This window comes from Sphingomonas sp. DBB INV C78 (assembly GCF_042693015.1).
GTDB lineage: Bacteria > Pseudomonadota > Alphaproteobacteria > Sphingomonadales > Sphingomonadaceae > Sphingomonas_E.
Genome location: NZ_CP170544.1, coordinates 2,419,897 through 2,444,562, shown reverse-complemented (window position 1 = coordinate 2,444,562; position 24,666 = coordinate 2,419,897). Strand labels below are relative to the sequence as shown.

At 60.4% G+C, this 24,666-nt stretch carries 19 protein-coding genes and 1 pseudogene; 5 read left to right on the top strand and 15 right to left on the bottom strand.

Annotation, left to right across the window (positions count from 1 at the left end; genetic code table 11):
• Complete coding sequence (locus ACFB49_RS11540; protein WP_380879557.1) at positions 1–1,455, top strand: TIR domain-containing protein; 1,455 nt, start codon at positions 1–3, stop codon at positions 1,453–1,455.
• A gap of 225 nt (positions 1,456–1,680) precedes the next feature.
• On the opposite strand, the gene ACFB49_RS11535 is transcribed toward ACFB49_RS11540, so the two are convergent.
• The 7 genes from ACFB49_RS11535 to ACFB49_RS11505 form a co-directional block, all read right to left on the bottom strand.
• Positions 1,681–2,532: a hypothetical protein gene (locus tag ACFB49_RS11535; RefSeq protein ID WP_380879555.1), complete on the bottom strand. Its 852-nt coding sequence runs from the start codon at positions 2,530–2,532 to the stop codon at positions 1,681–1,683.
• Between the two features lie 327 nt (positions 2,533–2,859).
• Complete coding sequence (locus tag ACFB49_RS11530; RefSeq protein WP_380879553.1) at positions 2,860–3,624, bottom strand: hypothetical protein; 765 nt, start codon at positions 3,622–3,624, stop codon at positions 2,860–2,862.
• A 529-nt stretch (positions 3,625–4,153) separates the two neighbouring features.
• Positions 4,154–5,146: a hypothetical protein gene (locus ACFB49_RS11525; RefSeq protein ID WP_380879551.1), complete on the bottom strand. Its 993-nt coding sequence runs from the start codon at positions 5,144–5,146 to the stop codon at positions 4,154–4,156.
• Positions 5,147–5,266: 120 nt separating this feature from the next.
• Positions 5,267–7,045: a hypothetical protein gene (locus tag ACFB49_RS11520; protein ID WP_380879549.1), complete on the bottom strand. Its 1,779-nt coding sequence runs from the start codon at positions 7,043–7,045 to the stop codon at positions 5,267–5,269.
• A 94-nt stretch (positions 7,046–7,139) separates the two neighbouring features.
• A complete protein-coding gene (locus tag ACFB49_RS11515) occupies positions 7,140–7,802 on the bottom strand; it encodes a hypothetical protein (RefSeq protein ID WP_380879547.1) in 663 nt (220 codons plus the stop codon).
• Between the two features lie 10 nt (positions 7,803–7,812).
• Positions 7,813–10,593 carry a patatin-like phospholipase family protein gene (locus ACFB49_RS11510; protein WP_380879545.1) on the bottom strand — a complete coding sequence of 927 codons (2,781 nt, stop codon included), beginning with the start codon at positions 10,591–10,593 and terminating at the stop codon, positions 7,813–7,815.
• A 738-nt stretch (positions 10,594–11,331) separates the two neighbouring features.
• The gene (locus ACFB49_RS11505; RefSeq protein WP_380879543.1) at positions 11,332–12,195 is read right to left on the bottom strand and encodes a hypothetical protein; all 864 of its coding nucleotides are present in this window, start codon (positions 12,193–12,195) and stop codon (positions 11,332–11,334) included.
• A 326-nt stretch (positions 12,196–12,521) separates the two neighbouring features.
• Here ACFB49_RS11505 and ACFB49_RS11500 point away from each other — a divergent pair, with 326 nt between their 5' ends.
• Positions 12,522–13,415: a hypothetical protein gene (locus tag ACFB49_RS11500; protein ID WP_380879541.1), complete on the top strand. Its 894-nt coding sequence runs from the start codon at positions 12,522–12,524 to the stop codon at positions 13,413–13,415.
• A gap of 398 nt (positions 13,416–13,813) precedes the next feature.
• Here ACFB49_RS11500 and ACFB49_RS11495 read toward each other — a convergent pair whose 3' ends face one another.
• The 3 genes from ACFB49_RS11495 to nhaA all read right to left on the bottom strand — a co-directional run bounded on the left by ACFB49_RS11495 (position 13,814) and on the right by nhaA (position 16,898).
• A complete protein-coding gene (locus ACFB49_RS11495) occupies positions 13,814–14,221 on the bottom strand; it encodes a GFA family protein (protein WP_380879539.1) in 408 nt (135 codons plus the stop codon).
• Between the two features lie 439 nt (positions 14,222–14,660).
• Positions 14,661–15,527, bottom strand: a complete 867-nt coding sequence (locus ACFB49_RS11490; RefSeq protein WP_380879537.1) for a hypothetical protein — start codon at positions 15,525–15,527, stop codon at positions 14,661–14,663.
• A 150-nt stretch (positions 15,528–15,677) separates the two neighbouring features.
• The gene (gene nhaA / locus ACFB49_RS11485; protein WP_380879535.1) at positions 15,678–16,898 is read right to left on the bottom strand and encodes a Na+/H+ antiporter NhaA; all 1,221 of its coding nucleotides are present in this window, start codon (positions 16,896–16,898) and stop codon (positions 15,678–15,680) included.
• Between nhaA and ACFB49_RS11480 the strand changes: the two genes are divergently transcribed.
• Complete coding sequence (locus ACFB49_RS11480; protein WP_380879946.1) at positions 16,816–18,480, top strand: DUF389 domain-containing protein; 1,665 nt, start codon at positions 16,816–16,818, stop codon at positions 18,478–18,480. The two genes, nhaA and ACFB49_RS11480, sit on opposite strands and share 83 nt — an antisense overlap.
• A gap of 119 nt (positions 18,481–18,599) precedes the next feature.
• Here the strand turns inward: ACFB49_RS11480 and ACFB49_RS11475 are convergent, their stop codons facing one another.
• Together ACFB49_RS11475 and ACFB49_RS11470 are read right to left on the bottom strand one after the other, a co-directional pair.
• Positions 18,600–19,643: an MBL fold metallo-hydrolase gene (locus ACFB49_RS11475; protein ID WP_380879533.1), complete on the bottom strand. Its 1,044-nt coding sequence runs from the start codon at positions 19,641–19,643 to the stop codon at positions 18,600–18,602.
• A 1,063-nt stretch (positions 19,644–20,706) separates the two neighbouring features.
• Positions 20,707–22,494: pseudogene (locus ACFB49_RS11470) on the bottom strand (conjugal transfer protein TraG); the annotation flags it as partial.
• A 186-nt stretch (positions 22,495–22,680) separates the two neighbouring features.
• Between ACFB49_RS11470 and ACFB49_RS11465 the strand changes: the two are divergent.
• A complete protein-coding gene (locus ACFB49_RS11465) occupies positions 22,681–22,974 on the top strand; it encodes an excalibur calcium-binding domain-containing protein (RefSeq protein WP_380879531.1) in 294 nt (97 codons plus the stop codon).
• 37 nt (positions 22,975–23,011) lie between these two features.
• Here ACFB49_RS11465 and ACFB49_RS11460 read toward each other — a convergent pair whose 3' ends face one another.
• From ACFB49_RS11460 to ACFB49_RS11450, 3 genes are read right to left on the bottom strand one after another with little or no spacing between them, the layout of a single operon-like run.
• Positions 23,012–23,353: a hypothetical protein gene (locus ACFB49_RS11460; protein ID WP_380879529.1), complete on the bottom strand. Its 342-nt coding sequence runs from the start codon at positions 23,351–23,353 to the stop codon at positions 23,012–23,014.
• Positions 23,354–23,365: 12 nt separating this feature from the next.
• Positions 23,366–23,602, bottom strand: a complete 237-nt coding sequence (locus ACFB49_RS11455) for a hypothetical protein (protein WP_380879527.1) — start codon at positions 23,600–23,602, stop codon at positions 23,366–23,368.
• The gene (locus tag ACFB49_RS11450; protein ID WP_380879525.1) at positions 23,599–23,889 is read right to left on the bottom strand and encodes a hypothetical protein; all 291 of its coding nucleotides are present in this window, start codon (positions 23,887–23,889) and stop codon (positions 23,599–23,601) included. The genes ACFB49_RS11455 and ACFB49_RS11450 overlap by 4 nt, the downstream gene beginning before the upstream one ends.
• 60 nt (positions 23,890–23,949) lie before the next feature.
• Between ACFB49_RS11450 and ACFB49_RS11445 the strand changes: the two genes are divergently transcribed.
• On the top strand, positions 23,950–24,621 hold the full coding sequence (locus ACFB49_RS11445) for an SOS response-associated peptidase family protein (protein WP_380879523.1): 672 nt from the start codon (positions 23,950–23,952) through the stop codon (positions 24,619–24,621).
• The last annotated feature ends 45 nt before the right edge of the window (positions 24,622–24,666 follow it).

Here is a 24,666-nt window from a genome sequence, read left to right as displayed (position 1 = left end):
TTGTCCGAACGAGCAGAGGCCAATCGCAAGGCGTTCATCTCATATTCTTGGTCCACGCCGGAGCATAAAGCCTGGGTGAGGCGGTTGGCCGAGCGGCTGACCGAGGACGGCGTTTACATCATTCTAGACGAATGGGACCTCAAACCGGGTCATGATCCAATCCACTTCATGGAGCAGTCGATCACGAACCCCGAAGTAACCAAAGTGATGATCGTCTGCGATCGGGTCTACAAGGAGAAGGCCGACGGTCGCGCGGGCGGCGTCGGAACCGAGACGCAGATTCTCACGCCGGAAATCTATCGGATGACCGACCAGGGCAAGTATGCCGCCCTCGTTACCGAGGTTGATGATGAGGGGAATGCCTATGTGCCGACCTTCTATGGTGGCCGCATTTTCATCGATTTCAGCGACCCCGAGCGAGAAGAGGAAGCCTATGAGGAGCTAATCCGCTGGCTCAATGACGCACCGCTACACACGCGGCCCAAACTCGGGAAGACGCCCGCTTTTTTGACGAGTGGTGACGCAAAGCCCCTCGCGACGCAGTCGCGATTTCGTCGCGCCAAGGAAGCGCTCGACCGCGGAGTGCCGGGAGCGGCAAGTCTTGTTCGGGACTTTGGCGAAGGGCTCATCGAGCAGTTGATTGGGCTACGTCCGCCAGGCTCAAGCGGCCAGAACGATGTTCCGATCGATGAAGCCGTGGTGAATGCCGCCAACGCTATGCGGCCCTATGTCAAACAGGTTCACGAACTAACGCGATCAATCGCCAGGACAACGCCCCAGGCATTCGACGAAATACTGGCGATTCTGGAGCTGGTGCTGTCCACGACGGATCGCGCGCGAGGAACGACAGCATGGACCCCCGCGACCTTCGACGCGAACAAGATCATGGCCTATGAAGCGTTCCTTGGCGTTATCGCGACCTTGCTTGCCGAACGCCAACTCGACCTTATCGCGCGAGCCTTGGATCACCCCTATTATTATGATGATCCAAGCGGCGGACACGGGCGAAGCACCAAAGATTTTGGAGATTTTTCCCAGTACGCCGAGGTGCTTGAATACCGCAATCGGCGCCTCAATCAGAACCGCGCGGATTGGCAGGCCGATTTCGTCCACCAGCATTATCAATCAGGATCGCCATCATTCGTGCGGATGATGGAAGCCGACCTGCTATTGTTTATCAGGCGACCCGTCAGCGAGGAGAGTAAATATTATTCGTGGTTCCCGCACACGCTGATCTATACGGGAGGCTGGGGGTCGGCGCTGGAATTGTTTGCAAGGATGGAAAGCGCGCAATTCTTCGCCCTCGTCAGTCAGAAACTCTTTGGCGCGGTGAGTCCCCAGGTGTTCAAGGAAAGGGTGAGCGCCTTGAACGGCGAACGGCTCTGGCGAGGCGTTTACCCCGGAATGAGCATCGGAAGCATCGCGGGGGTTGGGCAGGTCGCATCGCGCCCATGAAGCACTGCAATCCGGAGCCACTATTTGGTGGATGATGTCTCAGACCATGAGAGCATGGGAAATATCGCACCGCCTCCACTGCGGCGGCTTGATGACGGAGGGTAAGTGTCGGGAGGCGCGCTCGGATTGAATGTTGCTTTTGTCGGCTTAATGCCACCTTCAAGGTCAGGATGAATGGGCACTAGGCGAATTTTCGTCAAAAAACCGGAGATCCGGCAGAATCGGCTAGACCTTCATGAGTGTCTGAAGCCGTGGACTTAGATCAGCTGCTAGCTTTTCGAGTCCCTCCTTATTGTTAAGGTACTGCACATATCGGTGGTGCTGCAAATCAAAGGGAACGTCGCTGGGGTGCTGAACAATCGGAATCACGTGTCGCCCGAGCGTGTGAGCGATACCCGCTTCATAAAAGACGTTGGCATTCTTCCCGCTGAAATCGCAGATCACCACCTTAGACTGGAAGATCAGCGAATAAATGTCCTGAATGACCGTGCTATGCTCCCAGATGTTATCGGCCCGGCTGCACTGATAGCCAATAGATTCCACGGCATCTTTGATAGCATTATAGACGGGCGTAAACTCCTGGCTAAAAGGCATCATTACCGAAACCAAGTTGGACTGCATCCTCTCGGGGGCTTTTAGGAACACCGATGATTGGGTGGTCTCCAATGCGCCGGCCTGTTGGAGGATATGGAGCAAATCACCCTCGCCTATCGTCCAGTGGCTGTGTTGCATGTCCCCGATTCCGCGAGACGGAAAGTTGCTTAGGCCGATAGCAGCTGCCATTCGATCGGCGGCAATGGGCGTGATCCCTGACGGAAGACTGTACGACACGTTCAGGTCGCGCCCGCTCTGGCTTATGTTGGTGATCCAACCAATCCGCGCCATCGGCACCTTATTATACCCGATCTCCTCGGTGAAAACTGTAGGTATGGACGTACAAAGTGCCTTCAATGAGCCGCCCGCGGGTGTCTGCCCTTCATATTCGGCCATGCTCTTCGGAAGGTAAAAACGGCTTCCAGACACCGTCGAGGTCCCGCTGTAATCGAAGAAGCCAACAATCACGTTATATTGAGACATGCAGATCGTTCCCCTTGCGAGCTAGCGGCCGTTTAACCGCGAACGGCTCACGTTGGGAAGATCGGTCGGAATACGCTGATGGGATGGATGTGCAGATTGGAAAATCAACGTCGGCCCATACAAGTTGCTACCCGATAAGCTGATGGGCGGCTTTCCCCGCCTTCATTAACATAATCGCCAGTTGCTCGAGGTTGTGATCCCGGTCGGTCGCGGATCAGCAGTTTCTGGTGAATAGATGGTCGCTTTCGAAACTAGCCTCAAACTGCCGAATCACCGCGAAGTGGACGGATATCTGAATGTGTCCCCGGCTTGTCCGCTACTGAAAGCCTAAATCATTGGCAGGAGGAAAAGAGACTCTTTGCCGGGGATGAAGAAACGTGCATCGCTTGGAAGCTTGTTTCGCGCGGCTAAACAGACCTGATTGACGTTAAGTCGCTTTTTCCGGTTCCAGGTCTCCGGCTGAGGAAAGTAGCGTGCCTTTCCGCTACCATGCCGTTCCCACTTCACGGGAAACTCCGGCTCAGGCGGGTTACTGCCGAACGCAAACAAAATATCTGAGCGCATGCCGTCTAATCGAGCATAATGCAGATGATAGCCGCTCAGGTTGTGCTCCTCAGCTTCGACCCTATGCCCCTTGTGCGGCTTACCGAGCGGTAGTCTTACCACCAGAAAAAGGATCGGCGTGTCGGATCGGTCGATTAGTGGCGAGTACTCGACGAGGTCAACATAGCTCCACGACGCATTCATTCGCCAGCATCTTCGCTCAATTGCAGCCAAACGTAGAGCTTCCCCGTAACGCTCGCCCAGACCGGTCAGAAAAGGACTGGATGAAATGGCTGCTAAGGCCTCCTCATCGGCCCCATCCAGACCATAGATTTGCGTTAACATTCGCTCTGCTTCCAAGAGCGGCTCACGAATGGCCTCAATAGGGTAATTGCTCCCTTGCCATACCCTGCCCTCTTTTTCTCCGCCAAATAGTTTCAGTTTTTCAGTGATTTCGCTTTGACGACGGGCATGCGCAACCAAGGCCGTTTCGATAAGGCCGGATAGATTGACCATGCGACCCAACACATCTTTGGTTTCTGTGTTCACGTCAAAATTCTCCGAATGCGTAGGGAGTTCACCTGATTCCTACCTATTTTCCAGATTCTTATACTGCCATACAAGCAGTTGATTTCGCGGTCTCGGACCGTCATCGCGCGGCACCATCAGCTGCGTACAGCGATTGCTTCTTCGATGGCTTGCTGTGCTACTAACTGTGCGATCCTCCCAGTGCTGCGCCCGTCTCAAATCAAGTCCGGGTCTTCCGGTCCCGACATCAGCGGGTTGCGATCCACATCACGGCATCGTGGTTTCATCTCATCATTTGCACTGTCTCGTCTGGCACCGGTTCGCATTCCATGGGCGGGGTCAAGCGCTAGCGACGACGTGACGGCGATAACTTTCGTGCAAAAATCTGGATGAACGAATGGCCGGTACCAAGGGGCCGGCCTATCCCTCCGAACGTCGGCAATGTCGGCGGCTTCAGTCTCCAGCCCAACGGTGACCTGGGAACGCCGATGGCGGCTGTCGGCGTCCCGTTATCGACTGAGACAGAAACGCCGACGTTGTGTCCGTCGCACTAACGCCCAATTGTCCCACCGTCTTCTTCTTCGCTATCGTAGCTCCTGTGGGTCAGGTCGCGAGGCGTTGAGAGCTTCAATCCCAGGCGTCTTGCGATCTCCAACTGGATCTCAGCGGCGGCGAGGGCGAAGCAATCGTCCGCGATCGCTCTGAACCGCCTATGCTTCGGGTCGGTCTCGTTGCGCAGCCTCTCGATTTCTTCCAACTGGCGGTGCTGCACTTCGAGCGAAATACCACCCTTGGAGACGTCTTTGAGATATTGCTTGATCGCCCCCTTTACCTCTTCCGGCAGGTCGGAAGGGAGGGCACGGCTGTTAAGCAGGCTGTCGATATTAGCCGCCTGAGCGGTAACTCGGCAGGAGCTGCCGTCAAACGCCACCTTCCCGCGCTCCACATCCTCATGAACGTCATGGAAGAAGCGGGTCGCATAGCGCAGGCGATCCCGCAGCCGGTCAATCGTGTCGTCATCGAGCAGGTCCTTTTGGACCTGGATCACGCCCCTGATGTCCTCAAGACGAATTTGCGCGGTCATCAATTCCGCCATGCATTTACGAAAACCCTCAGTCGGAAAAAGATAGGGTGGTCCCGCACGCCCCTTCGCGTCCCGCTCCGCGTCGATCAGCAGGGCGCGCAAGTTGCGTTTGACGGCCTTAAGTTCACGATAGGACCGCCCAAGCTGCGCATCGAGGTCCTGCAATGCCTTGATGCAGGCAAGCCGCTTCGTCTCTGCGTCCTTGCGGCGTTGTTCTTGGAGGGATTCGTTATCCCGTCGGAAAGCGAGCGCCGCGACCAGCACTGCGCCGACACCTGTGATCAGGAAAAACTGGAGTAGGAGTTTGACGGCTTCTCTCGCGTCAGCTCCACCGCGTTCAATCATGATGGCCGATACCGTCAGGCCCGCGACGGCAAAGGCCATTCCGAGAAAAAATAGAGGCTTCGCCGACGGTGAATTCCCGGATTTCTCTTCATCCAGCCTGGAAAGCTGCCCCATTGATCTTTCCGGAGTGACTTTCGAAGAGTCCGTCATGTGAATGACTCCCTTGCGGATTAATCGATCCCCGACGGTAGCAGAAATGGTCAGGTTTCCAGCCTTGCCCTCAACCCCAATTTCTCAAGTTGACCAGATTACTTCAAACTTGGCGCCAAGGCCGTTGCAACTTCGCCATGCACTTGCGAGCAAGGTGTTCAGCTGGTCGACCCGCAGACGATTGACGCCGGTTTTAGCTGCCTCCGCCTGGTCTTTTGCCGCCGTTCTGACGTGGGGCTGCAGCACCACGACCCGTCGCTCGAAATTATCACCAAGCTTCTCGATCGCTGCGACAAAATCGTCCTTGGCGACGGTCTTCCCATCCTTCCAGAAGTAGTTCGCGCTTCGCGCTGATCTGGAAAGGCCCTCCGCGAGGGCCTGTTTGTCGAGCCATTGAAGATTTTTGACAGCCTGGCCGGTCACCACCTCATAAGCCGACACCGATAGTCGACGACCGGGCTTGTCGCTTTTGGCGCCCTTGACGTGGATCAGCGAAAGAACGGGGACCTTTCCACTGTCGTCCAGATGGATGAAGTCGGCCTTCTCATTGGCGCCGTCATCGCAGGCAAGCCAGCCCCCATGAGTCTTCTGAACCCAGCAGAAAAGGCTATTTTCCCCGCCTATTTTGGCGAGATTGTCCGGCTTTTCCTTCTTCACGTTGAAGCCGGTGAAGTCCTGGTCGGCGAATTGCGTAAACGGGATGCGTGGAGCGCGCTGCTTGTAAACCTGGCCATCCGAGATGCTGTGGCCGCTGTCATAGCGGATGTTGATGCCTGCACCCTTGGCCAGGATCTCTGTCAGCCTCTCGAAGACCGGGTCGTCAACTCCGGTCGGTTTACGATTGTCGACCTTGAATTTGGTCTTGCCGTTGCGCGCGATGGTGACCTCAAGATCCAGTGTTCCAAGCGCCACCGAATTCAGTTCGATAGTGACCGCCAGATTGGCACCTGCAGACGGATCAGCGATAAAGTTGGCAGACAGGATGAGCGCAGCGTTCCGGTTGACGATGTCTGCATCATCGTCGCCGTCGTCCAGCATGTCCGGCGGCAGGATCGAAAGGTCATAGCCATCCTTGACGTCTTCCGGGTTGAGAGCCTCGAGAGGGACGGCCAGGAAGCGGAAGGGTTCGGATGCTTCTGCCTTCACCTTCGCTTTGGCTACGGAATCGATGACGATGGCCGTCGAGTTCGCAAAAGCTTCGAATTTCTTCGCCTTGCCGACCCAGATCCGCGAAGAACGTGGCGACACGCCGATTGTGATTTCAAGCGCCGCGCTGCGCGACCGCGCGGCTGACCAGTAGAAGCTTTGATCATCGAAGGGATCCAGCGAATAATCGAGATCCTGTCCCGCGAGGATCTTTGCGTCCGCCTTGCTGGCGCTTCGCCGGTGAATGCCCGACAGCCACAAGGTCTTCGCCTGGCCATTCTCCAGAAAGGCAGCCGACATCAGCAGCCGGGGAACAGGCGATAGCCAGGAAAGCGGGATGTCGGGATCATAGTCTGCGAGCAACCCGGCCCGTAGAGGCCCTTTCAGCTTCGGATCGGTCAGATGCAAGGCGACGTGGTTATTGCGGGCAATAGCGATCGCCAGATGATGCTCGACATTCTCAAAGCCGCCGCCACTGGTCCAGGAAGGCTGCAACGTCCGCTTGTAGCACATCGCCTGGAAGGTTGTTCCACCCGCCTTTTCCGCCTCGAAGCGCGTGAAATCGGTGGCGGTTGAAGTCTTTTCGTTCCCACAGGCCGTCTCGAGGTCCTTGAGGCAACGTTCCAGCCGCTCGCCGGGCGCGACCTGATCGGTCTTGGCAAGGGTCAACGATATAAAGGGATTTAGCGCTTCATAGAACCCTCTATCCTTGGCCATCCGCGGTCCTCTCCTCTTCCCTTCTCGTTGCCATCGGGCCGTTAGCGATGCTCCCCATCGTCATGCCGTCCCGGTGGACGGCGGAGCCGCTCCATCACATCCTCTCGAGGGCGGTCGTCAGCGGCAGTTCGCGGTTGAGTGTCGCGTGAACACTGAGTTCAAATGCCGGACTCCAGTCGCCACCTCCACCAGGCACACGTTCGGAAACAGGATCACCGCACCGCCCACGCAGGAGGCCGGACCAGAAACGCGGCCATTCGATCGCATTGACGTGGGACAGATCGCGCGACCGGAGACCGTGCGCCGCGAGCGCCGGGACAAGCAACATCCGGCCGCCCGAAGTGTAGATGAGCACGAAGCTCTCGGGTGTGTAGCTCAGCATGTTATCGAGCTGGCGCCGGAGCCGGGCATGGTCGCTCGACGACAGAGGCTTTCCGGGATCCTGCCGCTTGGCCTGGAGAAGCAGGAAGGTCTGCAACTGCCATTCTTCCGCGTCACAGGTGAAGCGGATGAGCGCATCCGTGCCATTCTCATTCTCGTCCAGCCGCTTGGTGAGCTTGGCGGTCAGGGACAGTCCAAGATCAGGCCTGCCCGCGGCGAAGCGTTCCGCTTCACTTTCGACGAGTGCCAGAAGCGGCCCCGTCACATGTTCCTCTTCCCGCCAGTCAGTACCAAATTTTCGCCTGTAGACCGCTTCGGTCCGTTCGCCGAACGCGACGCCCAACTGGTCCAGCATGATCTGGAATTCGGTCTGCATCCCGATCTCCTCAGGGCATCATCGAGGCCGGCCGCCAGCCACGTCTGGCTTCGGCGGGGGCGGGGCCGAAGAGTTTCTCGCCGGTCAGCTCGCCAAGCCTGCGATAGGCTTCCCATTGCGCCTCGTCGAAGAACTGGTCTGCCGTCGTTTGCTGCGGAAAGTCCCGATGACCACGGCCCTCCCTGTAAGCGAGGATCTCGGGCGGTTCGGCCAGCGTCAACCTGGGTTTTACCAGGAGGAGCGTGCCGATCGAGCCGTCGTCATAATCGATCCGGGCGATGGCGGCGACGGGGCCGGGGGCGCCTTCTTCGGCAGATTTCGACAGCGCGCTGAATTCGCCGATCAGACCTATGAGGTCCGTATTCTCCTTGAGTTTGTCCCTGATCTCGGCCGTCGAAAGGAAATGGATCTTCGCGCCGAGATCGGTGCGGGCTCGACCCATCAACCGGACCATGTCGGACATTTCGTACTGCGGGTCCGCGCCATTGTCGCAGATGATGATGAAGGCAACCCGCCGTTGAAGCAGTGCATAAGCGCCCGTATTCTCGAAATGCCCACCATCGGTCAGGTACCAGCGTCTGCGTCGCGTGCCGGCAAAGGCGCCTCGCAGTTCAAGCAGGAGGTAATTCTGGACAAAGTCGCGCAGATTAACCGGCAACGCGTCGAGCCACCCCATCACCGAGGCGCGCGCGGTGGCTCGATCGCCCAGGAGCTTCCTCATTGCGGCAATGAAATCACGGGCACGTTGCCACAACGACGGACGCTTTCTTGCCCGCGTGTCCTTCCACCAATAGCCAAGCCGAACATTGCCGAGCGTTGCCAGGATCGACGTGCCGAGCGAAGTGCCTGAACCAATCGCGGCTGAAACCGCGGCGCCGGAGATCGCTACCCAATTGGCCAGCGGCAGTTCCTCTCCGAATGCCAGGGGAAAGGAGCCTGCCTCGCCGACCATGGCCGTTCCAGGATGCGAACCCTCGTAGACGATCCCCCGCGGTGACAGATGCATCGGCTTGCCCTTCCGATCGCGCGCTACCAGGTTGGAATCGCCCGTCATGGTCTCGGCAATGGTGACGTTGATCAAATGCAGGGGGGCCAGGCTCCTTGCGCCGCCCGAATAATAGCGATCGAGCCGGATTGTGTCCTGAGGATTGTCGCTGCGAACCGATCCAGTGTCGCGCCCGGCACTGGACGCGCCGACATAGGCGCGGCGAAGGCGAGCTGCATAGAATGTGGAAAGCGACGAGAGGTTTATGAACGAGAAGGACATCCCCAGTATCAGGTTCGCGAGAACCAGGGGTAAAACCACGACGCAGGCCGGGCTCCATTGACTACCAAATATCGTCACGGCCTTGATGCCCGCGGCATTCAACGCGACGAACGCCCAGGCCGCAACGGCGCTCCAGATAACGAGCCACAGGACCAGGAGGCTCAAGCCGGCGATGCCGACGATTGTCGGTAGCCGTTGTTCGAGCCAATTGTTGCCGACCTGACCCGATCCTGACTTGAGCCGGGTGCTGGCCAGATAGCTCATGACCGGGGGAATGAATGTTGCAAGCAGGGGCCAGAGTTTTGCAAGGTCTGGCAATGTCGGACCACCACTTCCCCATGTCGTGAATGCCTGACGCAGCCGGTGTTCGACAAGGTCGCCAAATCGGACGACCACAAGAAGTGCCGCAATGGCGACAAGCGCCATTAGAGCCCTTGTCATCCCGTTGCTCAGCGCCGTCCGCACGCGATCTTCTGCCGCAATCAGATATTGGGGATTTCTGAGATCCTTCGCGCGTTTAGCTTTGCGCGTCTTGTTGTCGGCCTCATCGGAAACGGGCCTATGCTCGACGCCTCCATGCCAGAACTCCATTCCAACATAGAGGAGCAATGCCAGCCCTAATACGCTGGCAATGAACCCTGGCAGGAAACCTGCAGGAAAAGTCCAGGCGCCGAGCCCGTGGAGAGTATCGGCAAGCCGGCCGCCGCCGGGAAAAAGCGGCAGCCAGTCCATCAAACACTGCTTCCACCATGCGACGCTGAAATAGAGCACGGCGGCGACAATTGCCCAGAAGAACCCATTGGAGACCGCACGCCAGAAACGGTTACCGGGAATCCACTCGCGACGGGTCAACCAATAGGAGGTTCCAGCGGCCAGAACGGCGCCGGCGGCAAACAGGGTAACTCTCAGAAGCGTAGGGCTCCAATCGCCCGGTTTGGCACCAAGCCACTGGTCGGCAAGCCGCAGCGACCAGAACAGGAGCAACGCGACCATGCCGAATACGAAATGGACAGCGGCCCAGTTCCTGAGCACCAGCGCGGCCCCGAAGAATGCGTCACTGGTACCACCCGGCGTCAGATAGCGTCCAGCTTCCCGCAGACGCCGAACCGCTTCGCGTCCGGCTTCGCTCTGCAAAGGCTTCGTTGAGTCGAAGGCGAGCGCCTTGCCGGACAGTTCGCCATTGCCGCGATGGGTCTCAGGCACGAACAGGGCGCCGAAGAAGCTGCCAATATAGCTGCCGCCCGAGACCGTCGACAGATAGTCGATCCGCGGGATCAGGCCGTAGCCGCTTAGCGCCTGCAAGATCCCCAGGCTGAACGTGGCGCTTCGAATGCCGCCTCCCGACAAGGCCAGACCGGTGACGGGTTCATCGACGCTGATCGCTTCTTCAAATTTGCTGCGTCGAGCGTCGATCCCCTTGCGCTCAGCGGCGCAGAGCTTTTTGAAAGGATCTCCTTCGGTATTGACGAGTGGTCCCTGGTCGCTCGCTCCGACTTCGCCGGCCACTTGAGCATCGGCCGGCACGCCAGCCTCTGCATTTGGCTCCGCCTGCACTGGCGACGGCGCGTCCGTGTCCGAAGCTTCCGGCGACCCCAGAGAGTGCTCTGGGGCTTTAGTGGCCGGTGATCCACCCTCCGGCACAATGTCGGTTTTCCGGTCCTGGTCCAATTCTGCCCCCACACCAACTCTGCCCCGAATCGCAATTCACCAGTGCTGCACACCGGCGAACCACATTGATCGACCCGTATTGCTGACGCCTGGCTTTCAAGCCGTTCTTAAGAACGATTTCACCCGGACTGTTGTGCAGCGACCTTGCTCTGGAATGAGATTGAGCCAGTGATCGCGGAGCGAAGTCAAATGCAATTTGCAGAGTGTCGCGTGGCAAAGTCACATCTTCGGATGTTCGATTGGGGCCGAGCAAGCGGCGCCGGGTGATTCCAAAGGCTACGGTGCGCAGCATGATGTCGCAGTGTCCGCAGGAGCGACACGTTCAAGGAAGCCTGCGTGCTTGTAGTCATCAACGAGCGTCGAGGGCGAACCCCTCATACCAGCCGGCGCGCCGCTCGATTATCGCCCTCGATGCCACCCCTCCGAAGCGCGGTAGATCAGTTTCGTTCTCCGAACGTGCGCTTGGTGATTGTACGGCAACTATCAGGCGTCGCCGCAACAACCTTGTACGACCGCAAAGTCGGCGCCAAGCGACGGATCAGCAGTCCTATCGCGGCTCAGCCCTCGGTATTTCCAACTACCAGCCTCAAGCGATCAATTTCGGAGCCCCATCACCCCTTTCCCAAGTGGCTTTGCGGCAGCGATCATGGCGGCGGCCTCAGCCCGTTCGCCCGTGCGTGCATCGATAAGGTGCTCAGCACCGAACCGCACGAGCTCATAAGCGCCCGGTATAGCGGCCAGCAGGGTGGCGGGGTTGATTCCAAGCGCGAATGGCATCGCAATGCCAACCAAGGTGAAGACGGCCCGCGTCGCCACGACTTTCCCGCGCTGCGCAAAATAGGTCCGAATGGGCTGGTTGAGTTCGTCAGCTTGCCGGCGCAGGTCAGCAACGAGATCGCCTGAGCTTGCCCGACCTTTGGCAATGCGGTCGACGCCGTCCTCCATCCATGCGTAGAAGGCCGCTCGCTTCGCGCGGAATATCGGATCAAGCGACAGGTCTCGCGCACGCAGGACCAGATCCTCATCATCGTTTGACGATTGGATGATCGGTATCAACAGTTCGCGGCTGACGACGAATGCCAGCTGGCCCAGCGCAATATTATCAGGCTGCGGGATCGTCAGCTCGAAATCCTGCTGCGCTTCGTCTGCGTCGTGATACGCAGCAATCGCGCGCACCGTGACGCTCTCTGGTGTCTGTAAATCCTGATCCATCGCGAGAATTCGCCGGGTCGACTGCCACGGATCTTCGGCGATCTCCTTCCGTGCGCTTCGCCAATCTCGATATTGTCGTTGGCGCTGTTCGTCCCACTCGGCTCGTATAGCGACTTCCGGGCCGAGTTGTTCGATAAGCCCTTCCTGGAGTTCGGGCGCCCATCCCTCCCTTCGCCAACGTGTTCGCTCACCGTGTCCCGAAAATGTAGGAAAAACCAGGCGGTCGTAAAGCAAAAGGTCGGCCACAAGGGCCTGCGCGTTAAGGTGATCCCGAACGGATAACGTTCCCCAAAATTCTGCAGGCATTTCGACCCCATGCGATTACCTACCCACCGCCATCCGCGATAACACTTACCTTGGACGGCGTCGGTAACTCCTCAGGGCAAGGTTTTTGCCCTGCCGATTTTATCACGGACACAACCGGTGCGACAGGTCGCCGTGGCCAGATCGGCTGGACGATCGGCGCAGCGCAACTTGCGAATTTCCTCGATAGTCGGGCGCGGTTTCCATGATATATCGCCCAGGTTTCTTTGCGTAGATCGGCGATGTCCTCTGCTTGTGCGGAGTTGGCTATGGCAACGGTACCTAAGAGCTGGCGATCCTGGATCGCCCCGGGTTTCGCGATTTCTATGATTTTTGGCGTTGCAGCGTGTGGTAATGCGGAGAATGGAAGCACCGCTCGATTGCTCGACCCCACCGTCGAACATTCAAGCAGCGTTATCTTTGCGTCCATCTTCGGCGGAGCGGCCCTGATCGCCCTTTTTGCCGGCGCCGTGATCCTTGGAATCTCGCGCGCAGAGGCGGCCTCGAAGTCTGGCCCGAAATGGTATGGGGCCGTGCGCAACATGCTGATCGTCTTGTTGGGATCGCTAGCCGGCTGGGCCATTGCCGTCGCCTTCTCGCCGTTCGACGAGTCTGATGCCACACGAATATATTCAGTTTCCCAAGCGCTTACCGTTTTCGCGAGCGGCTATTTGCTGAGCAAGTTCGACCGCTTCCTTGAGCAGTCCCTGTTCGGGCAGAATGCCAACACGGAGCGCTGGGTTCTCCTTGCCCTTTTTATCGGAGGATTGCTCGCCGCTTTCCTTTTGACTTTCACGAACCGCCTCTACGGTGCTGGAAGTGAAAGTGATGTCCCGTCGCTCATCGCTCCCGCCCACCGTGGGGCAATCATCACCGTCGGCACGACGGTTCTAACGATCTCGGAAGATGGCCGATTGAGCGCAAATGGCCAATCTATGGGTGTGGCCGGTGCAGGGGCCGAAATCCGCGTCTACGAAGAAAGGCGGAAAGTCTATGTCGCGGGCGAACTGAGAAATCCGGGGCACCCTTACCCAAAATGGCCACCATCGACGGCGCCCGCGTCGCGTGCGGGCACCGCAGTGAACCAGAGTCGGAAGGTGTCCTCGACGGCGGCGGAGGCTGCACAAAACGAAGCTGCTGCGGCAAGTCACAACAGCATGTGAGCGCTAGACTGCGTTGAAAGGACTTGGACCATCAGGCGAACGGCGGCTAGGTTGAGCGAACATTAAGGGTCGGACGGTTTAGCCTTGGCGGGTTGCTATGTGAAGGAGCGTATGGCGAAAGCTGTCACTGTTGCCCCCTCGCAGGTGCATACTCTTTCCGGAGAGCAACCTTGGGTTTGAGACTTTCCCAGTTCACTGGATCGTAAGAGCCACCACCGCTCCGCCAACATGCTCAAAAGCAGAAAGGCAGATGGCCCCGCTCGCGGGCCTCTGGACGTCCGCCGGAACCGTTGTTCGTACTCAATCTGAACGTAGGGCAGCAATCGGGAGCGCCAAACGCCGCCTTCAACGTCGGCAATGGCGGCGCTGCCGGACCCAAAGGCTCCGATCCAACACGATTAACTCGGAAGCCCGTCTATTTTGGGAATGTCTTCCAAACGTGCATCCCACTGCGCCCGGCTCGCAAAACAGATATGCGCGTTTGGTTGGATGTCGATCGCGTTATCAAGACTTCCAGCAGGCACAACCAGCAAGGCACCGTTTAATTGGACGCTCGGAAGAGCAGATCCGCATTCCGTGCAAAAGCTCCTTTCATGGCGAGTCGCGGGAACCCGGTAAGTCTTGATGCAGTCATATCCCGACATCCAGGTGATCGCCGCGGTCGATGAAAATAAATTCGCCGCATGGGCTGACCCCGTACCCTTTCGACAACGCGCACAATGGCACAGAAAAAAGGTCTCGAACTCTCCGGAAATCTCAAATCGAACGGCGCCACACAGGCAAGAGCCATTATTTTTTCGGGCCATGTGTAGACTCATGTTCGTTTGAAATGGCCACCATCTTTAGCAAGGTTGCGGCCTTTTCGTAGCGTGAAAGGCACCGCTCTCGTGGCGGGACACTGCCTGAACCCGGGCATCGCCGCAAATCTGAATGGCGGGCAGCTATTGGGCAGCGGAATTCGCCCCCTAGATGACGGCTATGTGAGCGGATGCTGTCTGGTGCCTACCGAACGGGATAGCAATGCGGATGTCCCGTCGGAGCGTTGATCACGTCTAACCCTGCCGTATTGGGTCATCGATAGAGGAGCCACACGAATAGCCCGAAAAACAGGGCGACGGTTATGACGACGGCAGCGGGTCGAATGACTGGAAAGCGCATGTCCCACATAATCCTCAACGGCGTCTGACTGCGGGAATGTTCCCGCGGCATGATTACCATGCGGACCCGTAGCTGATGGCACCGCTGTTAACGCGTTGGCGAGGATAATGTCCCCGGCACGTTGAATCGATCGAACGATACCGGTGGCTGGGTCCTGATGAAATCTCGAAGCTGCGTCATCGGGAGCTGTGATTCGGCGATACCGCCCGTGGTGGGTCGATCAATGTCGATGACCAGCAGGAGGACGATGCCAAACAGGACGAACAGGAAGATGGCCGTCTCCCGCCCCCGCTGGCCAACGAGCATGTAGCTAATCGCGCCGGCGGCGACGAACAAGTAGATCAGCAGCACGAGAAACACCTCAGACGGGACATGCGCCTGACGCCCGGCCTTCCGGGTGGCATCCATGTCGATCATTGCGTTCATCGTTTCCAGATACGAACTGGAAAAATCATAGGGCTTCATCGACGGGAAGGCTGCGACGGTAGCCGTCCACAAATCGACGATCAGACGGTCGTTGCTGGTGAGCAGCGGCTGCACCGCCGGGCCTGGCCGACTGGTGGCAAGAGCGATCCGCACATCGGTATAATCCGCCAGCAGCTTGCTCAATCGTGCCCTGTGAGGCTCCTCGAGCAACTGGCTGCGTAAGTAGGTCGTGCCGATTGCATTGGCTTCCTCGAGCACATTCTGCCGTCGTGTTTCGAATCGGTCGACCGCGAGCGAAAAGCTGAATCCGATCAGCAGGGCCAACAGGCCCATGACCGACGAGACCATGAAGGATTCCTGGCTGCTCTCCTTTTCCTCGCCTTCGCGTCCATCTGGGCTCGCCTGGCGCTTGTGGCGCTGGCGGAGGAGTCTTCCAACATAGAGCATGACGAACATGCCGCCGAAGATCAGAAAGGCAATGGCCCACAGCGGGGATGTGACCAGGTAGTTGCCAAAGGGTTCGAGCATCAGATGATCTCCTTCAGCGACCACAGTGTGGTTCAAGAGGGGCTTCAACAATCGGGGAAAGCCCTGAACCGGGCAACATCCAGGATGACCGGCCAAGGTCCTTCCGCCTTCGATTGCTTGCGACGAGATCCTTCAGACGCCCGTTACATATCAGCTGTCCCCTGCCGACCGCATCTGCGGGGCGAAACGAAGGAGGGTATAGCCTGCGAGCGCCGAGAGCAGCGAACCGCCCAGCACTCCGATCTTCACCTCGTCCACCAGCAGTGGATCGGCGAAGGCGAGCCCGCCGATGAACAGGCTCATGGTGAAGCCGATGCCGCACAGCAGGGCCACGCCATAGACCTGGAGCCAGGTCGCGCCTGCCGGCCGCTCGCCGATTTTCAATGCCACGGCCAGCCGGACACTGGCGAAGATGCCGATCTGCTTGCCGAGGAACAAGCCCAGCGCCACGCCGAGCGGCAGCGGCGCCGCCAGCTCGGCCAGGCCCGTGCCCGCCAGCGACACGCCGGCATTGGCGAAACCGAACAAGGGCACGATCGCATAAGCGACCCAGGGATGCAGGCCATGTTCCAGCCGGTGCAGCGGCGAATCATCGGCGTCCGGCGCCCCCGGCGTCACCTTGATCGGGATCGCGACGGCCGCCAGCACGCCCGCGATCGTCGCATGGACGCCCGACAGCAGCACCGCGAACCAGAGGCCAACCGCCAGCAGCAGATAGGGCCATAGCCGCGTCACGCCGAAGCGGTTGAGGGCGAACATCGTCCCCCAGAGCAGGATCGCCGCCAGCAGCGCCGGGCCGCCGATGCTCGCGGTATAGGCCAGCGCGATGATCGCCACCGCGCCCATATCGTCGACGATCGCCACCGTCGTCAGGAACAGCTTGAGCGAGGTCGGTGCGCGGGAGCCGAGCAGCGCGAGCACGCCGATGGCGAAGGCGATATCGGTGGCGGACGGAATCGCCCATCCCCGCAGCAACGCCGGCGCCCCGCCCGTGACGATCAGATAGACCAAGGCGGGGACGATCATGCCCCCCGCAGCCGCAAAGATCGGCAGGCCGCGATCCTTCCAGCTCGCAAGATGGCCGTCGACGAACTCGCGCTTAATCTCCAGCCCGACGATCAGGAAGAACAGGGCCATCAGCGCATCGTTGATCCACAGATGCAGCGTCATCGGCCCCAGCTTCTCGCTCAGCACCGGCCCGGTTTCGAGATGGAGGAGATGGAAATAATCATCGGCCCACGGGCTGTTGGCGACGATCATCGCCAGCGCAGCCGCAACCATCAGCAGGATGCCCCCCGATGCCTCGGAATGGAGGAAGTCCCGGAGTGCGGAATTCACACCCCGGCGTGCGGTGGCCTTATGCACGATCATTTCCCGGAAATTTGCAGTTGTGCGCGGGTTAGCCGATGAAGCGGACGGATTGAACCTTTACCGACATCCTGCGGGCGAAAGGGAGCGAGTGACGGATCAGGCGATTGGCGAGCACAGGGGGCCATTGAGGGTCATGACCCGGTGGTGGCGGCTGCATGGGGTTGCCACGGTCGATCATGTCACCGTCCTCCAGAAAGTCGAGGAAGAGGCGCTCTGGTCGCCGCGCTATCTCTTCATGATCCTGATGTCTGCCGGGATCGCGCTGCTTGGCCTGCTCCTTTCCTCGCCAGCCGTTGTGATTGGCGCGATGCTGATCTCCCCCTTGATGGGGCCGATTCTCGGCGTCGGGTTCTCGCTGGCCGTTTTCGATTTCGACGACTTGAGGCGATCGGCGGGAGCGCTCGCTGTCGGTTCGTTGATAGCAGTCTTGTTCACCGCATTGATCGTGCTGGTATCGCCCATCCAGACGGTGACCGCAGAAATCGCCGCCCGGACGCGGCCTAATCTGTTCGATCTGCTCGTCGCGCTCTTCTCGGCCCTTGCCGGTTCCTATGCGATGATCCGTGGCAAGAGCGGAACCATCGTTGGCGTGGCGATTGCGACCGCGTTGATGCCTCCTCTGGCCGTTGTCGGATTCGGGCTGGCCACCTGGAATGGCGCGGTGTTCGGCGGCGCTCTCCTGCTCTTTGTCACCAATCTCATCACCATCGCACTCTCTGCCACTGCCATGGCGCGGATCTACGGTTTCGGGTCGCATCTCTCGCCCGGCCAGACGCGCTGGCAGGGTGCCTTGCTGATCGCCACCTTCGTGATCCTCTCCGTTCCGCTCGCCGTTGCGCTTCGCCAGATCGCCTGGGAAGCGGTTGCCGCCCGCCAGGCCCGCGATGTCGTACGCAGCCAGTTTGGCGAAAATGCTCGTTTGTCGGAGATTGACGTGGATTATTCCGCGCGGCCGCTTGCCGTCCGCGCGGAAATGCTGACCTCACGCATAGAACCGAATGCCGATGTAGCCGCAACGAAGCAGCTGGCGCGTCAGCTGGGACGTCCGGTCCAGGTCGAAATCTACCAGATCCGCATTGGCGAGGGGGCGCGAGACGCCGAACTTGCCGCGATAACCGCAGCGCAGTCATCCGAGGCCGCCCGCGCACAGGATCGTGCTCTTTCCTCCCTCCTCGCCAGGTTGAGCGCTGCCGCGGGGGTGCGCGAGGACGCGATCACCGTCGATCGTTCCAATCGCCGTGCGATTGCGTCGGCGGTACCGTTGCCGGGTGCGACCCTGGCGAGCTATCGCACCCTTGAGCAACGCGCCACCGAGGATATGGAGGGGTGGACGATCCTCCTGCTTCCGCCGCCCGCGGCGTTTCCGCCGCTAACTTTTACCGACGGGGTGCCGGATGCTGCGCCGCTGGACACTGCGAGTTGGGCCCATGCCCGACTATCGATCCCGATCGGCGTCGCCGGCGGGAAAGACAAGGATGCCGACGCGGTGCTTCAGGCGCTTCTTCAACGCGGCGTTGCTGTGACACGTTCGCGCGCCAGTGGCGATCTGCGTCTGGTGTGGCGGCTTGAAGCGTCCGACTGAACGAAGGGAAGCGTCGGGGATGAAACTACAAGGATGGGAAGGTCCGGAATGGCGGCGCCACCCGCTGCCGCCACTCTGGCGTGATCACCAATCCCTTCGTCGAATCGGGGTCAAGCCCGCTACCAATCGGCGAACTGCAACTCAGTTCCAACATATGGACGGATGATTTTCTGAGGCATGACCCGCATCGCCTCCTGGATGAACACGTCTCCAGTACAGTGCATCGGCACAATGTAGGTGGGATCGATGGTGGCGAATTCCGCGACGGTGCGGCGAGCCTCATCCTCGGTTCTGGGGCGTACGAGGTGAAATCCTCCGACAACGGCATGAACCTTGTCGATGCCGGACACCTTCTGCGCCTGCCGCACGCTGTTGATCACGCCCCGATGGCTGCAGGATGCAATGACGACCAGGCCGAGATTCTTCACGTTGTAGCACGTAGCGAGCTCGTGCTCGCCGTCATCGGGAAGTTGGTCGAGGTGGCGCTTGGACGGGTTCAGCGCATTCCTGTCACAACCTCTGCCCGGCCGCATTTGCGTTGGGATCGCCGCGCGCTCAAATCCAGCAAGGGGGATCACACCGGTGGAAAAGGCCTGCTGCTTGATAATCTGGGGCTCGGGCGAAATTCGAGCCATGAACCCAGCTTTTGCGAGCGCCGCGCGATCGAGCGTTCCCATTATTGGGGGCGGATCGCCGATGAGGGCGATCCGTTCGCAGAAGACCTCTTCACCACCGACATAGAGCGGCACCTGAGGTCGCGGTTCGTCCGGGAAGAATCCCCGAAATCCGCCATAATGATCCAAGTGTCCATGGCTGAGTACCGCGGCGTCGAGCCCGGAGAGGTCGATGCCGAGCATCGCGAGGTTGTTGCGAACCGCCTCAGGCGAGTAGCCGAAGTCGACCAGCACCTGGGCCGTCGAGCCATCTCGCCGGGAGGTTGCCAAGATCGAAAGGCCGAACTCCGCGTGAAGCGCAGTTCGAGACATAACTCCACCGACGGGATCACCGGTGTGGCGCTTTACACTTAGTCCGGGAAGCACGAGGTCGGGCAGAAACGGACCGAACGTGGCGTTGTCGACGAGAACTTGCAGCGTGAGCGTATCAACGACAGGAACGGCAGTCAGACCTCGGCCGGTCGCTGAACCAATAGCGAAGGCGGCCAAGCCTCCTGCGCCCGTTCGGAAAAACATCCTGCGACTTATCATACGAGTTGAGCTCGCGACGGGGACCGTTCGCTACCTTCCGTGCGGTGAGGTGCGCTAGTGTTAAATACTATTTGCGCAGTGGCGCCCCGAGTGTGCTCGTGAGGACACCTGCCGAAACCGGTCTTTAACCCGGGCATGGCACGTTGCGCCTCTGTTGCGTCGTTCCGGTCCAACTGACTTCGATCATGACGCATTTTGACCCTGATGCCGCAGGCCAGGTGATCGCAGAATTCCTGCCGCGCGTGACGATGCTTGCCGGATCGCCGTTGCCATTGAAGGTGATGGAGCCGGCGACGCGGTCGATCATATGTGTCCCGTCGGGCCGGGAAATCACCGCGATAAGCTCGCAGTCGGAACCGCAGTAAGGCTTTGGCCTGACTGCTGGCGAAAACACGCCACAACTCAAGTCTGCGGTGTCGATGACATAATCGCGCTTGCCATCACGGTTCAGGTCGAGCGGAACGGAAGTTCCCGCCTCCGAAGTGCTTTTTCCAGTGATCAACTCACCGCCGTAGCCAGGCAGAAACCGAAGGCGCCTCCCGGCCGCGGCACAATCCTGATCCCACTTTGCGAACTGGTCTTGCAGAGACCGGGGATAACCACTCAACTGACCAAATCGCCAATCCGGCTCTCCAAGCTGGCCCTTTTGCCAGGTCGTCGGCCCGGTCATCGACAGGGTCTCGTTGATGGCAGGCGAATCTCCCTCCGCCTCGCCGCCCGCGTGCAGGGCCAGTAGTGCGACGAGCTTCGGGACCAGCCTTTCCCGCTGATGGTGATAGGCGATCAGCCGGCGCTTCAGCTGGACGGCCTTTGCCGCGTCGAACAGCATAGCGATCGATGCGAGTTCCTCGTCGACATCCGCTATCAGGCGCGTCTCGCACTGCCGCGCCAGATGGAGCCGATCGTTGATCCTGCGCATTGCGTCACGATGTTCGACATTGTCCGATGCCCCGACGATTCGCTCGAAGAGAAAACGGGTCTGATCGGCGACTGACGGAGGGTTCGGCGCCGCCGCTGTCGGTGTGTCCGCCGACACGGCGACATCCGCCGGTTTGCCAAGGCCCGTCCAGTCGTCGCTCCGCGGTGCGGGGCGATCCGCATAGGGACCGTCGGCAAGCACCGGCGGCGGCAGGACGCGGGTCCGGAAATCGGCGTCCTTGTAATAAGCGAGCTTCTTCGCACGGATCGGCGGGAGGCCTGAGACCATCACGATCTCGTCGGTCGCCGGCAGTTGCATGATCTCGCCCGGCGTCAGCAGCGCGCGGGCTGTCTCCTGGCGGCTGACCATGACGTGGGCGAGCCAGGGGGCGAGCCGGTGCCCGGCATAGTTGCGCATCGCGCGCTGCTCGGTTGCCGTGCCGAGCGCATCCGAGACGCGCTTGGCGGTGCGCTCGTCATTGGTCGCGAACGCCACGCGGACATGGCAGTTTTCGAGCACCGAGTTGTTCTCGCCATAGGCCTTGGCGATCTGGTTCAGGCTCTGCGCGATCAGGAAGACGCGCACGCCATAGCCGGCAAGGAAGGCCAATGCGGTCTCGAAGAAATCGAGCCGGCCGAGTGCTGGAAACTCGTCAAGCATCATCAGCAGGCGGTGCTTCGCACCCGCCGTCCGGTCGCCATCGAGCGCTTCGGTAAGCCGCCGGCCGATCTGGTTGAGGATCAGGCGGACGAGCGGCTTGGTCCGCGAGATGTCGGCGGGCGGAATGACGAGATAAAGCGAGACCGGATGATCGGCGGCGATGAGATCGGCGATCCGCCAGTCCGAGTACGAGGTCACCTCGGCCACCACGGGATCGCGGTAGAGGCTGAGGTAGGAAAGCGCGGTCGAGAGCACGCCCGAACATTCATTGGCGGATTTGTTGAGCAGTTCCTGGGCAGCGGACGCGACGACCGGATGGACGATCGCCTCACTGTCCGACCCCAGATGGTTGGTCGACTTCATCGCGGTGAGCGTCGCGGCAAAGGGCCGCGACGGATCGGCAAGCACGGTTGCGACCCGCGCCAGCGTCTTCTCCTCCTCGGCATAGAGGACGTGGAGGATGACGCCGACGAGAAGCGAATGGCTGGTTTTCTGCCAATGGTCGCGCTTGTCGAGCGAACCTTCGGGATCAACGAGGATGTCGGCGATATTCTGGGCGTCGCGGACCTCGTTCGCTCCGCGCCGGACCTCGAGCAGCGGATTGTAGCGCGCCGAGCGGGGATCGGTCGGATTGAACAGCAGGCAATGCGAGAAGCGCGCCCGCCAGCCGGCGGTCAGCTGCCAGTTCTCGCCCTTGATGTCGTGGATGAGCGCAGAGCCGGTCCAGGACAGCAAGGTCGGGATGACGAGCCCCACGCCCTTGCCGCTCCGCGTCGGCGCGAACACCATGACATGCTCGGGGCCTTCATGGCGGAGATAAAGCCGGCCGATGCGGCCGAGCAGGACGCCGGCATCGTCGTGAAGGCCGGCCTTCGCGATCTCGGTCCGCGACGCCCAGCGCGCCGAGCCATAGGTGGTGACGAAGCTCGCCTGGCGGGCCCGCCAGAGGGATCCGCCAATCGCCGCCGCGCATCCCAGAAGTCCACTGGCCGATGCGAGCGTGCCGGCCTTGTCGAAGATGTGCGGCGCATAGGCGTCATATTGGTACCACCAGACGAACAGCGACCATGGACGATAGATCGGCGTGCCGAAGAGCAGGAACCAGGGTTCGCCGAGGCGCGGCTGGTATCCCAGCATGCTCGCGCACCACTGGGTCGAGATCCACACGCCCAGGATCATGATCGCGAACACAATCAGGATCTGGCCGATCAGGAGCCTGGTAGGGGTCATGGGACTCTCCCGTCCGTCCATCCGCTCTGGACGCCTGGGAAAATCTGCCCGATGCGTCTCATGTGACAGGGTGCGGCGGGTACGGCTGATGGCGTCTTCGCGGAATCAGGCGCGCACGGCGGCCGGCCTGGACGGATATTTTAAGGGGGCCGGGCTAGGGGATGCGCCCGGCAATGGGGGGATAGGATGCGGTGGATTTTGGGGACGGGATTGTTGTGCCTCGCGACGATGGCGTCCGCCCATCCGGGCGGCCTCAACGCCGAAGGTTGTCACAACGACCGGAAGAATGGCGGCTATCATTGCCACCGGGCCCCGGCACAGCCTGCCAGATCGCAGTCGATGGGGCTGGTGGGCGGCGGATCGCGACCCTTTGCCAATTGCTCGGCGGCGCGCGCGGCGGGCGCTGCGCCCGTTCGGGCCGGCTCACCCGGCTATGGGCCGCACCTCGATCGGGACGGCGACGGCATCGGTTGCGAGTGACGCTGGATCAGGTGCCAGCCGGCATGACGGCTGCAGCTCAGGAGCGATAGCGGCTGACGACTCTCTTCCATTCGCGGTCGTCGGGCCAGGGCAATGCGTCGCCCGTGGGGTCATCTTTGGTCAGCGTGACCGTGTTCGGGCGGACCTTGCGACGGCTAGCCATCCAGCAGGCCGAGCACCAGAAACGGCGCGGCAGATGCTCGAGCCGGTCATCCCAGCGACGGCGGTGGAACAGCCACCAGAGTTGGTGCCCCTCGAAGATGCGCACATGTGGGCACGACCGACACGCGACGCGAACATTATAATGGTAGAGTGCCGCGTGCTGGACACAGGTGAGCTTGCGGCTAAGATGGGTGAGGGCAGGGTCGGTATCGGGCATTGAACACCGCTTTTACCCCCGGCCATGACCGGCCGGCTGCGACCGGTGCAGGACGTCGAACGGCTCGAAGCGGCGCGCGACCCGTTCCATCAGGACCTTGAGTGCGCGCTCGCGCTTCGACCGGTCCTTTGAGCGTATGTCGACATAGAGATAAGCGGGCGCCTGGCCGAGCTCGAACAGGATCAGGAACTGGATCGCGTCCATGTCCAGTCGGCGCGGTGCCGCGGGCGGCTCCGGTGCATCGCTCATCCTCCGTGCACGGATCCGAGATCCGGAAAGAGCGGCATGGGCTCGTCGCGCGACGGCCCTTCTGCCGGAATCACCTCGAATCCGTTCATTCGCTCGGCGAGCAGATGAGCAAGCGTCGCGACCGCGGCGAGCCGGCGGTAGCGATCGGGTTGGGCGAGCTCCGCCACGATCTGGGGAGCAGCGGTGGTAAGCGCCACTTCGAAGTGCAGCGCCAGCGATTGTTCGTCGAGTCGGGCCATGGACAAATGAGAACATTTAGGGAACATTGAGTCAATGCCGTCGGCCATCGTCCGATCGCATTTGACAGACGGCGGACCCCACCTGACACTGGCGCTTGAGGAAAGGTCATGAGCAATCTCTACACCTTGCGGGCGAACGGCCTCCAGCTTGCCACGCATTTTGACCTCGAGTTTGAGGCGGGGCTCGCGGTGCCGGAAGAGACGACACCCGAGACGCAAGGGCTGGTTGTCCTCGAAAACGAAGGCCGGCGCGTCTTGAGATCGATGCGCTGGGGATTTCCGCGCCCGACGCTCGAAGGCGCCATCCGCGGCGAGGAGCCAAAGCCCGTCAACCTTGTTGCCAATCTCATGTCGCGCATGTGGGAGGATCTAGTCGTCGAGCCCCGCTATCGCTGCCTGATCCCGCTCACCGAATTTGCCGAACCCGATGGCGAGAAGGGCAAGATGACGCGCACCTGGTTCCGGTTGAAGGGCGAGCCGATCTTCGCCTGGGCAGGCTTCTGTCGCCGAAGCGAGCAGTGGGGGCCGGTCTTTGCCGGCATGACGACCGGCAGCAACTCGATGGTTATGGGCTTCAACGAGCGGATGCCGGTGCTCCTCATGCCGGGGGATTATGATCGCTGGCTCCATGGCACGATCGCCGACGTCATCGACTTCCAGTTCCATCGGCCCTTGCCCTCAAAGCGCCTCGACGTGGAGCTGACAGCGGATCGCTGGAAGAGCGGGAAGGGGCCGAAGGACCCGATCTGGCCAGAGGCGCAGTTGGGGCTTGGCCTTTGACGAACGGCCTGCTTTGATCTGACCTGCGTCTGCAAAAACAGGTCG

Coding starts and splice junctions, on each gene's coding strand:
- ACFB49_RS11445 (WP_380879523.1), top strand. CDS start 23,950: ATGAGCAATCTCTACACCTTGCGGGCGAACGGCCTCCAGCTTGCCACG.
- ACFB49_RS11520 (WP_380879549.1), bottom strand. CDS start 7,045: ATGGCCAAGGATAGAGGGTTCTATGAAGCGCTAAATCCCTTTATATCG.
- ACFB49_RS11515 (WP_380879547.1), bottom strand. CDS start 7,802: ATGCAGACCGAATTCCAGATCATGCTGGACCAGTTGGGCGTCGCGTTC.
- ACFB49_RS11500 (WP_380879541.1), top strand. CDS start 12,522: ATGGCAACGGTACCTAAGAGCTGGCGATCCTGGATCGCCCCGGGTTTC.
- ACFB49_RS11495 (WP_380879539.1), bottom strand. CDS start 14,221: ATGGCCCGAAAAAATAATGGCTCTTGCCTGTGTGGCGCCGTTCGATTT.
- nhaA (WP_380879535.1), bottom strand. CDS start 16,898: ATGATCGTGCATAAGGCCACCGCACGCCGGGGTGTGAATTCCGCACTC.
- ACFB49_RS11455 (WP_380879527.1), bottom strand. CDS start 23,602: ATGAGCGATGCACCGGAGCCGCCCGCGGCACCGCGCCGACTGGACATG.
- ACFB49_RS11465 (WP_380879531.1), top strand. CDS start 22,681: ATGCGGTGGATTTTGGGGACGGGATTGTTGTGCCTCGCGACGATGGCG.
- ACFB49_RS11460 (WP_380879529.1), bottom strand. CDS start 23,353: ATGCCCGATACCGACCCTGCCCTCACCCATCTTAGCCGCAAGCTCACC.
- ACFB49_RS11490 (WP_380879537.1), bottom strand. CDS start 15,527: ATGCTCGAACCCTTTGGCAACTACCTGGTCACATCCCCGCTGTGGGCC.
- ACFB49_RS11525 (WP_380879551.1), bottom strand. CDS start 5,146: ATGGGGCAGCTTTCCAGGCTGGATGAAGAGAAATCCGGGAATTCACCG.
- ACFB49_RS11450 (WP_380879525.1), bottom strand. CDS start 23,889: ATGGCCGACGGCATTGACTCAATGTTCCCTAAATGTTCTCATTTGTCC.
- ACFB49_RS11480 (WP_380879946.1), top strand. CDS start 16,816: ATGCCCCCCGATGCCTCGGAATGGAGGAAGTCCCGGAGTGCGGAATTC.
- ACFB49_RS11535 (WP_380879555.1), bottom strand. CDS start 2,532: ATGTCTCAATATAACGTGATTGTTGGCTTCTTCGATTACAGCGGGACC.